Here is a 15,432-nt window from a genome sequence, read left to right on the forward strand (position 1 = left end):
GCTTATTTCCCTTCCTCTGCGATTATCTCTGCTTGTGGTGCTGGCTCTTTATCCCCTAATGAACGGTAACCATCGGTGTTGCTACAGGCCGTTAATACAAATAGGGCCAACAGGGCGGTATACAGGTATTTCATACTCGGTCTCTCCAGTCTTTTGCTAGCAGATTGAATTTACGCATGCGATAGTCGAGCGAACCTTTCGAGAGTTTTAATGCTTGTGCGACTGCACGAAGGTTGCCATGATATTTGCTTAGAAAGTGGGTCAGGAGCTGGCGTTCAAAGTCATCAACCTGAGCCGTAAAACTATTGCCTTCTTTAATGGGCTGTGAGGCAGTTCGGTGTGATTCGTCTTCACAAGACGCCGGCAAGTTTTGCAGGTCATAGGCAAAAAGCTCCGGTGTGATGGCGCCTGAGTTTTGCGAAATGATTAAAGCGCGATCGACAAGGTTTTTAAGTTCCCGTACGTTGCCGGGAAAACTGTAGCTGAGCAGGATACATTCTGCTTCTTCTGTGAGTATTGCTGGTGGTGTTTGGTGCTCTTCGGCATAGGCGTGAATAAAATAGTTCGCCAGCAAAACCGCATCTCGATTACGGGCTTTTAAGTTGGGTAGGGCGATCGGAAATTGTGCTAAGCGATAATAAAGATCGTGACGGAACTTACCTTCATTGATCAGTTTGTCTAGGTGTTGATGCGTGGCTGCGATAATACGAATATCAATGGGGTACGATTGGGTCGAACCAAGAGGCCGTACTTGCTTGTCTTCCAGCACGCGCAGTAGCTTGGCTTGTAGCTGCAGTGGCATGTCACCAATCTCATCGAGAAAAACAGTCCCTTTATCAGCAGCGCGAAGTAATCCCGGATAATCCTTATTGGCACCGGTAAATGCCCCTTTGTGGTAACCAAACAGCTCGCTTTCTAGCAGATGTTCAGGGATGCTGGCACAGTTTTGGATACAGAATGCCTGTGTCCGACGGCTACCGCTTTGCTGGATCGCTTTGGCAACCAGTTCTTTGCCGGTACCCGTCTCGCCTGTTACCAATATATTACGGTTAATGTGAAGTGCCTGAGAGATCTTAAGACGCACTTGTTTCACGGCGTCACTCTCACCCACGATGCCATAGTCGCTTGGGATTGGCGGAGACTGCTGTTGAATTTTGAAGTGTGCAGACGCGGCTTTGCTCAGTGCTCGCATTTGTAAGATTTTACTTAAAGCGACTTCATTAAGACGTTGAACCGTCGGTATGTCGCTGTTAGCCATTTCTTCTACTTGGTAGATAGCAAGGACACCGATGACCGAACTATTTTCATCTTGGGTATGTAATGGCAGCAGAAGGATGCTGCCTTCTTTGAGGGTGTAACGCTCTGAGGGAGAAAAGAGAATATGCCGTAATGTTCCATTACACTGGCTATACCGCATTTGGATACGTTTTCTCTCTGTGAGACAGAGGGTTAGTGCATTATCAGCATCATAGTCAGTGTCTGAAAGCGTCGGGGGGTTAGTCTCTATGTCTACACCGTCGGGGTTTGCTTTGGCTGTTTTAATCAGCTCGGTACCTTCAGGTTTAAGCAGAAAGCATTGAACCGATACCGCTTTGCTTACCTGTATCACTGAATTCAGCCAATAGGTCAGAAGACCGGTATGGCTGGTTTGTTGCTTCAGCATGTCGAGTGCTGAAGCAAGGGATTGTGAGTGAGCTTGAGCGTGAGCGGTGCTCATTCTGCCTCCTTGAACTCGCAACAAAAATGGCCGTTTTCATCCTGGCCCAGATGAATACTTAGCAATGGTGTATTGTTTGACATTGCGGCAATAATTTGGACCGACAGGATCGGTTTCAGCTGTCCGTTGATCAGGGCATCAATATTTCTGGCACCCGTTTCGGTTAGGGTGCAGCTGGCTGCGATGTGGGAAAGCACCTCATCATCGAAGGTAAAGGCGATATTTTGCCTCGCTAACTGTTCGCCAAGTTGGTTCATGCGAATTTCAGCTAATTGCGCTAAGGTGTCTTGCTCCAGTGGGTAAAAGGGCACAATATTCATTCGTGCCACGAGGGCTGGTTTAAAATAATGGTTGAGTGTCGGACGGATCGCCGTTTTCAGGGTTTGGCTGTCTGGTCGCTGCTCTTCACAGAGCTGGGTGATGACGTCAGAGGCAAGATTTGAGGTCATGATGATCAGTGTCTGGCGAAAATTAATCTCACGTCCTTCACCATCATTGACGATACCTTTATCAAAAATCTGATAGAACAGGTTCATGACTTCCGGATCGGCTTTTTCCACTTCGTCGAGCAAAATAACTGAATACGGACGCTGACGTACAGCTTCGGTTAATACCCCACCTTCGCCATAACCGACATAACCCGGAGGAGAGCCAATCAGACGGGAAACGGTATGTTTTTCCTGAAATTCGGACATGTTGATAGTCGTCAGGAACTGCTCGCCGCCGTACATTAAGTTGGCAATGGCCTGAGCAGTCTGAGTTTTTCCGATGCCACTGGGGCCGACAAAGAGAAATACGCCAGTCGGGGCGTTAGGATTATTCAGTCCGGCAGCGGTTGCTTGTACTGCTTGTTCGAGGGCGATAACTGCATCGTCCTGCCCTTTGATTTGATCTTTCAGCTGTTGCCGGATATTCAGTACTTGCTCGTTTCTTGCCTTCATTAAGGTGCCGAGCGGAATACCTGTCCAGTGTGCGATGACTTCACCAATTAACGCCGGACAGACTTCGTAATTGACTAAGTCTGCTTGTGCTTTTAGTTCGGCAAGCTCGCTTGCTAACCGTGTCTGGTGTTCAATTTTTGCCTGTTTATCTTCATCACTGACTGTATTGATGGACGAACGGATATCAAGCAGTGCTTGCGCAAGCTCGGTTTGCTGGTGCCAAAGCATTTCCAGCGCATCGTATTCGATTTGGCTGGTGGTTAGTAGCTCTTGAAGCGCTTCTATTTGCGTCGGATCTTTTTCGAGTCCGGCTTCCTGATCGCGCAGGTGAGACTGCAATTCACGTTCGGTGATGGCGATCTGGTGCAGGTGTTTTTCTAATGGCTCAGGCTTTGAACGCAAGTTGATTTTAACCCGAGCACAAGCGGTATCGAGCAAATCAATCGCTTTATCAGGTAGTTGGCGCCCAGTCAGGTAGCGTGCCGATAATTCCGCTGCAGCGCTGATGGCATCGTCACGAATGTATACGCCATGGGCTTCTTCATAGCGGCCGGCTAAGCCTCGTAATATGGTGGTTGCCTGCTCAACATCCGGTTCATCGACTTTAATAGGCTGGAAGCGACGGGCTAATGCCGGATCTTTTTCAATGTATTTTTTGTACTCCGACCAGGTTGTGGCGCCAATCGTGCGTAATTCGCCACGGGCAAGTGCGGGTTTTAACAGGTTTGCGGCATCGTTTCCGCCAGCCTGACCACCGGCACCAATGAGGGTGTGGGCTTCATCAATAAAGAGAATAATAGGAGTCGGATTTTGTTGTACTGCGTTGATCACCGCATTTAAGCGACGCTCAAATTCTCCCTTTATACTGGCACCTGCTTGTAATAAACCAAGATCAAGTGAGAGTAGGGTGACATCTGCGAGAATATCCGGTACTTCGCCCGCGGCTATTTTTAATGCCAGCCCTTCAACCAGAGCGGTTTTACCGACACCGGCTTCACCGACGATCATAGGGTTGTTTTTTCGGCGGCGAGCTAGAATGTCAATCATTTGCCGGATCTCCTGATCACGACATAACACCGGGTCGATACGATGGTCTCTGGCAAGTTGAGTATAATTGGTGGTGTAGGCTTCCAGCGTCTCGTCGCCGTCAACCTGCCGAGATTGCTGTTGATGTGCTGTTTCAATTAACCCCAGCAGTTGGTTTTCCAGCTTGTCCGCTGGGATCTGGTTTAACACTTCAAAATACGGGGCATGTCCGTATCGTACCGGGTTTGTCAGCAGCGCGAGCAGTAAGCAGCCAGAGAGGATTTCTTGCTGTTTGAGCTGTAAGGTGGCAAACAGGTATGCCTCTTGTAACCATGCAATTAATGCTGGTGACAATACCGGGTGCAGGGTCTCATTGGTTGAGATTTTACGGCCATGTTGCAAGGTTTTAACCAACCCATTGGTGCATAGTTCAAACTGTTGGCAAGCGTTATTCCAAAAGCTTTTCGGATTATTTAGGAGTGCTAGAATGACATCTTCACACAGCACTTCTTGCCCACCGCGTGATACACATAGCTGAGCCGCTTGCTCCAATGCCTGATGCGATTCTTTATCCAAGGCTTTGATCAATTGTTGTAGCTCTACGTTTAACATAGCGTGTTTCCTGAAAGGGTAATATTGCTCTCATTAGGTTTGGAACCTAGCCAACTCGTCCATCCGAGACGACATTCATTGTCGGTTTGAATTTTGAGTGGCCGAGGTTCGCCCTGTTGAAGGTGAAGCTGAATATCGAAGTCCATCGGGTCTTTTACCGCGAAGCGAACGAGCTGATGTAAGGTGAGCCAATCTGGCTCTCCTTCAAGAAAACGATGGAACTGCACCCAAGTGAGCTCTCGGATATGGATCCGGAATTTGTTGGCGCGATCACGGATGGTTTCCCCTAACACGGTTGTTTGGCCTAAGGTATTATTGACTGTGCCAAGTTGATTTTTCTGGCTCGGGTGGATCGCGCAGTAGCGTAATGTGCACTGCTCGATATCAATTTGTGGTAACTGAAAATAGTAACGAAGTGTGGCTTCGATAGCGGCGGCTGAACGCACCCGTTGATTGAGCAGCCCGAGATAAGGCAGTAACCTGACCCAGTCAATATTGTCATTGGTTCGTAATGTTTCATCCTTCAGGCCGAGCAGTGAGAAGGTGTAGTGTGAGAAGGGATCAGATGCGCCGCTTCGAAATGATGCGTTATACCGATATTTCTTCCAGATTGTATGGAGCAAGCGGTGAATACGATGATGGAAAATATCCAGAAAGTTCTGAATCGCTTTGGACTCGTTATTAGAGACGTAATCACTGTAATAGCTGGGTAATGGCGAAGAAGCGCCAAACAATGCGAGCAAATTCAAGGTAACCGTGGTCCGGTATTGCCCGTATTTGTCGGTATAAGCCTCAACGCGCTCTATATCACTGGCAGCAAAAGCCTGTGAGGGGTTGGCGATGAATTGAATGCGTTCATAAGCCTGATCCTTATCGAGTTCCGGGTGCTGCTCCGTTAGCCAGCTACAGATTTTATCAATCGCCTGAATGACGTTGAAACGTCTGATATCACGGTCAAACTCAATCAGATCACGGGTTGTTGACCGACTCGCACTGGCCATGAGTAGTCTCCTCCTTCGGTACTGTGGACTGAAAGCATGTTGAATGCGTTGATGCTGGCGTAAAGCGAAAAAAACTCGTTAAGCACGGCAGTGAACAGGTAGAGCTCTCCCTCACAGAGAAAATGTTTGGTATCGAGCGTTAAGTGAGTATGGGTACCCCGGACAGGTAGCCCTTTAAGTAAGAGATCGACAGGGTCTGTCGTGAGATTTTTAATGCCATCAAGCAGGTGGCGGGTTCGTTTGGCTTTTGTATCATCCTGATTTCCGGGGAAGTCATAGGCTTTAAGGATTTTTTTTAGTGCTTCGGGTTTAGTCAGAGAGACATAGTTCAGCGACATATTGGAAATTAATGACCACAATCCATCTTTTTCAAATGGCGGCGCATATAAAGGCGTGGGCATGGTAATGTTCTTAAATGTTGTAAATTCAGGCGATGAGTCGGTCATTTCGCAAATGCTGCCCAGAGGCAGTAATTGGGGGTGTTGACCATTGCAGGCAGTGACCGAGACTGAAACGGTGATTGCGCGATATGTGGTGGTTTGTAGGTTGAACGACAAATAGGTATCAATCTGGCGAGTCACAATGTTAGGTGATTGTTTGATGCTGTAATAACTGCCTTTACCATTTTGCGCATCGTGCTCGAATGATTCAAAGTTATGAAAGGTAATTCGACCTTGCTGCCCTGGCTGCCATCCCGTTACGCTGTTGATTCCAATTACAATGCCGCTGGCTTTATGGTCAGTTACCGGGGTTAATTTATAAAGTGTTTTACGGTGGTCAAGCAAGAGAGGTGACGTATCGGTATCAAAGATATTAATAATCGGGGTACAAAATAAAGTCGCTTCAGCGCGATCCGGATAAAACTGGCTAAGTGGCAGTTGATCAAAATGAAAAGAAAACTCGACCCATGTACATTCACCAGCGAGTTCTGCTGTCCATAGTGGCAATGACGTCAGGTCGATATACTGAAACTTTTCCGGATAACAGAAAAACTCTTGAATATGGCGATATCCCATAAAAGTATTCAGCGGATAATCAATAAGCCCTTCGTCGCTGGCAAAGCCAACCGGTTTTATTGATGTTGCCGGTAGCCTTGTTTGAGTGATGACTTCTGATTCGGCGTCTAAAAGGCGGTAGTCAATGTGTTTGCAGTGGTTTAGCAGCGCAAGGATCAGATTCAGGCAGGTTGCTTTGTCACCTTGGAAATGAAACCGTAATTGATTGAGATTGATAGCATCAATTTTTGCACCATTTTCAAGCATTAAACGGATCGTATAGATCCCTCCATCTCCTGTTGAGTTATATTGTGTAGATGCAATCGAGAGTGGATATATTTCAGTTTCGAAACAGGTTTTGAACTGGCAACTCACGCCCTCGACGGTTTCGCTTCGAACGGAGATGCCCCGCGGGATCAGTTGTTTCTGATTCAGTTCAGCTTTTGGAGTAAAGGCAAGTGTACTGATCGCCGGAGTAGGGCGAACATAGTTTGGCCAGAGTAAACGCATAAGCGAATGGGTAAGCTCTGGCAGTTCATCATCAAGGCGCTGGCGCAGACGTCCGGTTAGAAAGGCAAAACCTTCAAATAAGCGTTCAACATCAGGATCTTGCCCCTGCTGGCTAAGGTAAGGTGCCAGTGCCGGGTTTTCATCAGCAAACTCTTTGCCAAGTTCACGGAGGGCTGCCAGTTCACTAAGGTAGTAATGGTTGAAGTTCATGAACATTCAACCCGGTGACGGTCATGATTGTTCAAGTGTGTCGAAAAGGAAATGCAGTCTGTTCTGCCATTGATCATCACATTACCTTCAATGTTAAAGGTAAGGTTAAGCGGATTATTGACATCGCCAAGGTACTTAACCGAGGCTTCGTGCAGGCGAGGTTCAAATTGATGAATAACACGTTCGATTTCACGTCGTATATGCTGAATCGCGTCAAAAGGGCTCATATGCTGGCTATTGAGATCAGGCAGTCCGAGTTGAGGCACGGTCATCGCTGAGCCCTGACGGGTTCCGATTAATTGTGATATGTGCTGTTTAATCGACAGGCAAAGTGCATCGATATCCGATAAGTGACGGGTACGTTCTGCATCGCCTGACAGGCGATCAAAAAGTCTGTTTCGCATATTCATTTCACCTGACGGAGCCTCGCCAAAACGGCTGACGAGGCAAGTACATTAAGGTTTAGCTACAAGTAACGTTATGGATAAATATTGCCGTCTGAATCGAGTTTTCCGACCAGCGATAGCGTAAAATCAGCGCCCATATATTTAAAATGAGGGCGAACCGCTAAGCTCACGCGATACCAACCGGGATCTGAAGCAACATCTTCGACACGGATGCTGGCTGCACGCAGAGGCCGACGACTACGAACTTCTGCTGGTGGGTTTTCTTGGTCAGCGACATATTGGCGTATCCAAGTGTTCAACTCAGATTGCAAATCAGTACGTTCTTTCCAACTACCAATTTGTTCGCGCTGCAGTACCTTTATGTAATGGGCGAGGCGGCTGATGATGAATAAATATGGTAACTGAGTCCCCAGTTTGTAGTTCAGTTCGGCGCGTTTACCTTCATCGGTATTGCTGAATACTTTTGGTTTTTGCACTGAGTTTGCAGAGAAAAATGCAGCATTGTCTGAACCTTTACGCATGGTAAGAGCAATAAAACCTTCTGCAGCTAACTCATATTCACGGCGATCAGATATGAGCACTTCTGTTGGAATTTTGGTTTCAATATCGCCCATGCTTTCAAAATGATGCAGCGGCAAGTCATCGACCGCACCACCAGATTGCGGACCAATAATGTTCGGACACCAACGATAGTTGGCAAAACTGGCGGTAAGCCGTGATGCCATTGCAAAGGCAGTGTTACCCCATAAATAATGTTCGTGTGTTTGTGATACATCTTCTTGGTAGTTGAAAGCTTTTATCGGATTTTCTTCTGGATCGTAAGGTTGCCTCAATAGAAATCGCGGTAACGTTAAACCAACGAAACGAGAATCTTCTTGCTCACGGAAGCCTTGCCATTTTGTGAACATCGGACTTTCGAAATGCGCACTGAGATCTTTTAGATCTGGCAGGCCTTCGAATGATTCCATACCAAAAAACTGTGGTCCGGCAGCAGAAATAAATGGCGCATGTGACATTGCTGCGATGGAGGCAATATTCTGCATTGTTTTAATGTCTGGTGCGGAGGGGCTGAAGTGATAGTTACCGATAATCGCGCCGACGGGCTCACCACCAAACTGACCGTATTCAGCCGTATAGATGTGCTTATACAAACCGGATTTTGTGATTTCTGGCGCATCTTCAAAATCTTCAAGCAGATCATTTTTAGAAATATTAATGATCTCGATTTTATTGTTTTCACGGAAATCGGTACGATCAACAAGCATTTTCAAGCCACGCCATGCCGATTCGAGTTGCTGGAATGCCTCATGGTGTAGGATTTCATCAACCTGGTGGCTTAAACGTTGATCGAGCTCGGTGATCATTTTATCAATTAACGCTTTGTTCACTCCACCTTCTTGATTATTGGGTTTGAGTAGCTCTTGTATAAATGCGCTCAGTCCCCGTTTTGCGATGCCGTATGTTTCATCATGCGGATTGATGTTGGTTTTTGCGACAATTTGATCAAGTAAGCCGTTTGATGTTTCAGTTTGGACTTCTGGTGCGACTGCTGCTTCTGCCATGCTTTGTTACTCCTTGTTCTCTGAAAGGCCAAGTTCATTCAGTAGTTTTTGGCGTGCAGTCTCATCAACTAACGCTTGCTCTATTGCTTTGCGGAAGGAGGGGACGTTACCAAGCGGACCTTTAAGCGAAACCAGTGCTTCACGTAAATTCATGAGTCCTTTCAGTTCAGGAACTTGTTCAACGATGCTTGCTGGATCGAAATCTTTCATGTTTTTGACTTTAAGTGAAACAGGGATATCGGCATTACTGTCTTCACCGTCCTGAAGCGCATTGCTAACATTAAAGTTAAGACTAAGCTCTTGTTTTTCTAGAACATCATTGAAGTTACTTTTATCAATACTAATGGGTTGACGATCCTCCAACTTTCGATCATCACTACGTTGGGTAAAGTCACCTAAAACCATGACCTTAAGAGGTAGTTCAACATCTTCAGTTGCCCCATTACTTGCTGGTTTGAATGTAACGTTGACACGTTCCTTGGGGGCGACAGAGGCTTCTTTCGACATGATATCTCCTTGATAATTAAATGTTTAAAATTCGAATTGGATTAAGACTGCAAAGCCTCTCACTAATAACTTGTATCTGCTCCGGATCCTGTTCCTTGCTTGGTCGTTGCTGCAAACTGCTTAGCCAAAGCGCAAGTAATCGTTCCTGCAGTACTGGCTCCCAAGTTGCCAGATGTGACGACGTAAAACGGGTATCGAGTGAATGTAAAATTGAGCATGCAAGATCAAACTGGCGTGAATACATAAATAATTGAGCTTGAGAGAGTTGCCAGAAGAATTGTTCACGTTGTGAATATGCCTGCTGATAACCTTGAACAAGTGGTGCTACAGCACCGCTGATCCCCAGTTTTTTTAGCGATGATTTAGCTTGTTCCAGAGCGAGATCCCATGGCTTCTCCGTGCCGTCAATAAGAAGGTGTTCAGCCGGTATCTTGCTTGCGTCACCCGGTTTAGTTACCTGTTGTGAAAGCCAGTCTTGTGTCTCACTACTCGCAAATGGGACTCCATCATCAAATGTCAATTTGATTAAATTCGGGTTTTGTTGAACAAATGCAGCGACTTCACGGCACACTACTTCAGCACCATCGGAGTTCCCCAGTGCTTCTAAGCTTTGCCATGCCAGGTAGTGGCCATCCAACCAGAATGGCGCTTTAGTTAAGCTGATCTCTAATTCTGTCAGTAATTCGCTGTATTTTTGTCCGTTAAACAGGTTGTCGTAGTGTTGTGTTTTACTTAAAGGAACTGGCTTTAAAGGTGTGGCACCGTCGATATTTCCTTTTGGGGCTTGTAAAATATTCAACCAGGTCAAGGTGCGATTTAATTTGTATGCTCTTGAATCACCAATTTTTTTTGTTAGCCAAAAGTGAGATATTTTGCGAGAAATTTCCTGTATTTGTCGCAGTGCTTTATTGGCATCCTCGTTGCTGGATATTTCGCAATCTTGAGATTGCCGCGGCCCCAGAGTTGAACCTGCATTTATGGTTTGTGTTACATTTTTTGTTTCTTCACTCTTGGTTTCTTGCGTATCAACGGCAATGCGCTTAAGTGCCGTTTTTGCCTTTTTGATTAATGGTAATAGGTTTGGAACCTCATTTTGATATAAGAGCTCGATCATTTCATCGGTGTGACTAAACACGTCGATTGCAAACTCCAGGTCTGGTTTTGAAGCTTTTCCGAGGTGTTTACCGAACTCAGTGTCAATAAATGTTATGTAGTTAGTGACAACACCTATTTGCGTCCTTTTTCTCGAAGGGTAGGCAAGTTCTCCAAATGCTGAAAAAAAGGCACCAAGAACCTTTACACCTGAAATTAATCCTTTCAAGCTGGCATTGATTTTATACTCTGACCTTAGATGCCAGTTTAATAGTCGGTAATCTTTTGTCTCTGATTGTAATAAAATAGATGTTTGATTTTTTACCTTTTCCCAGTCGATTGAAGAATCTGAATATAAGCTGTTGTCTTTATTGACCTCGTTCTCAATATTCTCGAAACGTTCATCATATTTGAGCTCTGTGCCAACCTTGTCGCCATCTGTTAAGGGCGATAAAATGATATTAGTGAATTCCATGAGTGAGTCTAAATTATAATTAAAAGTTATGTTTATTCTTTAATCTTTTTAGTGTGTGCAATGCTATTGCATATAGCAGGGCTCTGTAAAGACAATTTGCTCAAACCTTAATTTTGATATTTTTCTTTATTTACAGTAGCTTATGTTTGTTGCGGTTTGGTTTTGTTTCATGATTAATATATAAAGGTAAAGATAATTAATAAGTTTGGAGTTATATCACAGCAATTGATGTTGAATGAAAGTGTAGGGTGAGTCTAATAATCTTATGATTTTAGTGAAAGTGATAGTTAGATAATTAATATATTTTAATTAATATATTTTAATTGATGAGTTTGTGTTTATTTTCATCTTGGCTTTCTTATTGTAATTATAATTGGCACTGGCTATTGAAGAGAGGTGATTATTATCCGGCAAACAGACGCTGACAGTAATAAGCCTCGATGCAAACAAGCGCGTTGGTAGGCCGAATTACAGCGACTTACCGACTTTTCCGATTATTTCCGAGCCAGCAATCTATGGTTCTGACTGCCAAAGAGCGTCTCCAAGAGTGGAAATTTAAAACGGATAGACTAGTGTTATTGATACATTATCGCTTAATAACGATGAGCTTTTGGAGAAAAATCATGACAGCAGGAGTGTATTGTAATCGTCAGGTGGTTATAACCGGTCCCGATACAACAATTAGCGAAGTTGCCAAACTTATGCGTGAATATCATGTCGGTAATTTGATTGTTGCAGAGAAACAGGGGGATAAAAATGTCCCCTTAGGTATCATTACCGATAGGGATTTGGTACTTCTTGTGCTTGCGCCACAAATTTCGGTTGACTCTGTTAGCGTTAAAGATGTCATGAGTAGCCCCCTTGTGACGGTCAAAGAAGAGCTTGGCTTATTTGACACTCTGGATGTAATGCATAAGCATGGCATGCGTCGATTGCCTGTCGTGAACGAACGGGGAGGACTTGAAGGCATTATCACTGCGGATGATGTGCTGGGGGTACTGGCAGAAGCGACAAATAGTCTGATGAAGCTCACCAATAATGAGATAAAGCACGAGCAGGAGACTCGTTCCTGATTTTTCTTCAACTATCTGTTCTGACCAGCAAGCTGAATTTGCGGTGAAGCCTAGTAGTATCAGGATTCACGATTGACTATCAGTAGGGGGTAGCATCAGGTTTGTGTGGCCAAGGAGAAATGATGAAAAGTCTATTCAGCACCCGGTTTTGAGACAAGAACGGATTCACAAGGCAACCGCAAGTCATCTACCTGCCGTACTGTAGGCAAGAATAAGTATTGTGATTGATGACTGCTAATGTCAAACATGAGCACTGTCTCCATGGTCAAATGTCGACTGGATATAATGAATGTCTAGTGAAGAAGTCTGCTCTTATTGGAGGTTTTAGTTGATTTAGTCGGAAGGGATTAGGGATAATTTAGATATTTGCTTTGTTTAATACCGTGGATAATAAAGCCACCTGTCGGTGGCTTTTTAGTCGAGCGGGCATAGCTGAGGGTTTAGGAAATTACTCCTCCCACTGGATCAGTTTGTCTTTCGGCCAGTTGGCACCCAGATCGTGGTATTTTTTCTCTAAGATATGACGTTTGATCTTAAGGGTTGGGGTGAGTATGCCATTCTCGACACTCCATGGTTCTTTCACCATCAGTACTCCTTTGATCTTCGCATGGGATTCCAGTTCACTATTAATGGTTTCGATCACTCTGTGAACCTTGTGTTCATAACGGGCTGGGTCAAAGTGAGGGAACTCATGTGGGATCGCCAATAAGATTGGGGAAGGTAGACCAGAGCCTATCACACACATTGTTTCAATGTTGCTCAGTTCGAATAAGCGTTTTTCAATGGGTACAGGGGCGACAAACTTACCTTTCGCCGTCTTGAAGTTGTCATTTATACGACCTTGAATGGTGAGGTAGCCGTCTTCGTCAAGGGAACCAATATCACCGGTATGCAACCAGCCATCTTCATCGAAGATTTCCTTGGTCGCTTCTTCATTTTTGTAATAGCCAGAAAACAGGCCGAGACTGCGAACAAGGATCTCGTCATTAGAGGCGATTTTGATCTCGACCCCAGGACCGGCATTGCCGACTGTGCCAACTTTGTCACTGCGGAATGGGTGGTTTATGGTGCTGTAAGCAAAATTCTCGGTCAGTCCCCAGGCTTCGGTGATATTCAGGCCGATGCTTTCATACCAGCGTAATAGGGCTGACGATACAGGAGCCGAGCCGCACCCGAGCATACGTGCTTTATCCAAGCCTAAACCTTTAGCGAGCTTGCGCTTGATAACGCCGGCAATGAACGGGATCTTAAGCAGAATATTCAGTCTGGCTTGAGGTAGCTTATCTAAGATACGCTGCTGGAACAGGGTCCACAGTCGAGGAACTGAGATAAAGAGGGTGGGTCGGTACATTTTGACATCTTCGATAAAGGTATCGAGCGATTCAGGGAAGGCAACCTGAATCCCCGCCATTACTGATGTACCTAGGACATAAACGCGTTCAGTAATATGGGCTAAAGGCAGGTAAGAAAATAGTCGCTCCCTATCTTGCATGCCGATATGGTCAACCAGGCGTTGTGTCGTCCAGGCAAATGAACCGTAAGTAAGCATCGCCCCTTTAGGCAAGCCAGATGTACCTGACGTATAAACAATGGACATCAGCTCATCTTGAGCATGTTTTGGACGCTCTTCACTTGGAGGGGTTTCAGAGACGAGCGTATTAAACTTGTGGGTACACTCCGGGGTTCCGGGATAGGAGAAAGCAATCGTTGGCAGGCCGGGATATTTAGCCAAGACGGACTCAACCGCTTTCGTGTCGTCGAGTTTACCTATAATGAGTACTTTAGATCCACTATGCGTGGTGCAGTGTTCGATCGTATCAGGGCCTGCTGTTGGAAAGATGGGAACACTGATATAACTACCCAGCATTAGTGCAAAGTCTGTAATAAACCATTCAGCACAGTTTTTTGACATTAATGCTACTCGATCGCCGGGTTGGATACCCATGCTGCGTAGAGCGCTAACAAGGCGAAGTGCTTTATCGGCTACGTCGGCATAAGTGAAATCAACGAATTTCCTATCAATAATTTGTCGCAGATAGACTTCATTCGGACGTTCTTTGGCCCATTTTAAAATCATCTCATGAGGTAAGGGTTGAGCCATAAGTGTTTCTCTTAAGCGTTCCGTGGGCAGAGGTAAAGTCATATTAGTCCCATCCTTGTGGTGTTATTATGCTGTTAAAGTAAAGGCTCTAAGAGCTAGCTCGTCAAGTTTGAATTTTGACCATATTTCCTGCGATTAGCTGAAAAACACCTCGATCGTGTTGATGGTGTATTGCTACCTGTCTGATATGTAAAGATAAATCTAAACGATTGAATTGTTTTTTGTTTCTAATGACGAGCTTTAGAAATAATTGCATATGTTATTACTTTGTTATATATGGGTTGGGGTGGATGTGCTGCTGGTTTGTTATGATGTTCGTGTTATGGCCATTTAGTTCGTCTATCTCATTAATGATTCTGGGATACAATCGCACTTTTAGCGAAAGAAATGTCGTTTTTTATATTTGATGTTTCTTTTGTATTTTATTCAGCCATAACTTCTGGAAAAGGTGATAATAAACGAGTTAACGGAATCGCATTTTGTGATATTAGTTAGACCAGACTGACAATAAAACCGTTACATTAACTGTTCGAGCTATTCGCTTGAAAGTGACATTTTTTGATAAAAAAAATTAAAGACTAGAGTCAACTAATTATGCCAAAGCGTAGTAAAGAAGATACAGAGAAAACGATTCAGACGATCATGGACGCGGTCGTCGATCAGATACTAACGTTGGGTTATGACAAAATGTCATACACCACGTTAAGTAACCAGACAGGGATTTCACGTACCGGTATCAGCCACCATTTCCCGAAAAAACAAGATTTCTCTAATGCGATAGATGGACGTTTTTTCTCTCTGTTTGTTGAGAAGTTAGAACTTGAACAAGGCCTTGATTCATTTGTAACCAGTTGGATTGAAGCCCTGAAAGATGAAAAATTCTGTGCCATATTACGCTTGTTGTTCCATCATATTGTGATAGCAGAAACGTCCCATGAATTTGCATCGCGTGGTATTGACCGCCTGTACAGGCTCTGCCAGGAGCGTTTCGGTGAAGACAGCGTAAAAGAGCTCGAGTGGTTGTTCGGTAAATCGTTAATAAGCCTTGCTTGTTAAGTTAGCAAAAGAACCATATGAAAACGGCCAGCATGATTGCAGGCCGTTTTCCCAAAGCCTTGCGCTTTGAATTTTCTGCCACAGATTGTTGCTTGATTGACTCGAATAATTTCCTGCCGCCAGGGTGATCATTTTTTTTTAGAAATG

The 15,432-nt window shown here is 44.8% G+C and carries 12 protein-coding genes; 2 read left to right on the forward strand and 10 right to left on the reverse strand.

From position 1 onward, the window contains the following. Positions 1-2: 2 nt before the first annotated feature. The 9 genes from C9I89_RS22960 to tssA form a co-directional block, all read right to left on the reverse strand. The gene (locus tag C9I89_RS22960) at positions 3-134 is read right to left on the reverse strand and encodes a hypothetical protein (RefSeq protein ID WP_281258258.1); all 132 of its coding nucleotides are present in this window, start codon (positions 132-134) and stop codon (positions 3-5) included. After that, the gene (locus C9I89_RS09930) at positions 131-1,717 is read right to left on the reverse strand and encodes a sigma-54 interaction domain-containing protein (protein WP_107283202.1); all 1,587 of its coding nucleotides are present in this window, start codon (positions 1,715-1,717) and stop codon (positions 131-133) included. Before C9I89_RS09930 ends, C9I89_RS22960 begins: the two co-directional genes overlap by 4 nt. Then, the gene (tssH, locus tag C9I89_RS09935) at positions 1,714-4,296 is read right to left on the reverse strand and encodes a type VI secretion system ATPase TssH (protein WP_107283203.1); all 2,583 of its coding nucleotides are present in this window, start codon (positions 4,294-4,296) and stop codon (positions 1,714-1,716) included. Before tssH ends, C9I89_RS09930 begins: the two co-directional genes overlap by 4 nt. Next, on the reverse strand, positions 4,290-5,297 hold the full coding sequence (gene tssG, locus C9I89_RS09940) for a type VI secretion system baseplate subunit TssG (protein ID WP_107283204.1): 1,008 nt from the start codon (positions 5,295-5,297) through the stop codon (positions 4,290-4,292). Before tssG ends, tssH begins: the two co-directional genes overlap by 7 nt. Continuing rightward, positions 5,261-7,012: a type VI secretion system baseplate subunit TssF gene (gene tssF / locus C9I89_RS09945; RefSeq protein WP_107283205.1), complete on the reverse strand. Its 1,752-nt coding sequence runs from the start codon at positions 7,010-7,012 to the stop codon at positions 5,261-5,263. The genes tssG and tssF overlap by 37 nt, the downstream gene beginning before the upstream one ends. Then, positions 7,009-7,416 carry a type VI secretion system baseplate subunit TssE gene (tssE, locus tag C9I89_RS09950; protein ID WP_107283206.1) on the reverse strand — a complete coding sequence of 136 codons (408 nt, stop codon included), beginning with the start codon at positions 7,414-7,416 and terminating at the stop codon, positions 7,009-7,011. The genes tssF and tssE overlap by 4 nt, the downstream gene beginning before the upstream one ends. A 74-nt stretch (positions 7,417-7,490) precedes the next feature. Then, a complete protein-coding gene (gene tssC, locus C9I89_RS09955) occupies positions 7,491-8,981 on the reverse strand; it encodes a type VI secretion system contractile sheath large subunit (protein ID WP_107283207.1) in 1,491 nt (496 codons plus the stop codon). Between the two features lie 6 nt (positions 8,982-8,987). Then, entirely contained in the window at positions 8,988-9,488 is a 501-nt protein-coding gene (gene tssB, locus C9I89_RS09960; RefSeq protein WP_107283208.1) for a type VI secretion system contractile sheath small subunit, read from the reverse strand. A 16-nt stretch (positions 9,489-9,504) separates the two neighbouring features. Then, entirely contained in the window at positions 9,505-11,055 is a 1,551-nt protein-coding gene (tssA, locus tag C9I89_RS09965) for a type VI secretion system protein TssA (protein WP_107283209.1), read from the reverse strand. Positions 11,056-11,678: 623 nt separating this feature from the next. Here tssA and C9I89_RS09970 point away from each other — a divergent pair. Next, entirely contained in the window at positions 11,679-12,128 is a 450-nt protein-coding gene (locus C9I89_RS09970; protein WP_107283364.1) for a CBS domain-containing protein, read from the forward strand. Between the two features lie 448 nt (positions 12,129-12,576). Here the strand turns inward: C9I89_RS09970 and C9I89_RS09975 are convergent, their stop codons facing one another. Next, complete coding sequence (locus C9I89_RS09975) at positions 12,577-14,205, reverse strand: AMP-binding protein (protein WP_211315243.1); 1,629 nt, start codon at positions 14,203-14,205, stop codon at positions 12,577-12,579. 618 nt (positions 14,206-14,823) lie between these two features. On the opposite strand from C9I89_RS09975, the gene C9I89_RS09980 reads away from it, so the two are divergent. Next, positions 14,824-15,285: a TetR/AcrR family transcriptional regulator gene (locus tag C9I89_RS09980; protein ID WP_107283211.1), complete on the forward strand. Its 462-nt coding sequence runs from the start codon at positions 14,824-14,826 to the stop codon at positions 15,283-15,285. Positions 15,286-15,432 lie beyond the last annotated feature (147 nt).

It is taken from the genome of Photobacterium lipolyticum (assembly GCF_003026475.1).
Classification (GTDB): Bacteria; Pseudomonadota; Gammaproteobacteria; order Enterobacterales; family Vibrionaceae; genus Photobacterium; species Photobacterium lipolyticum.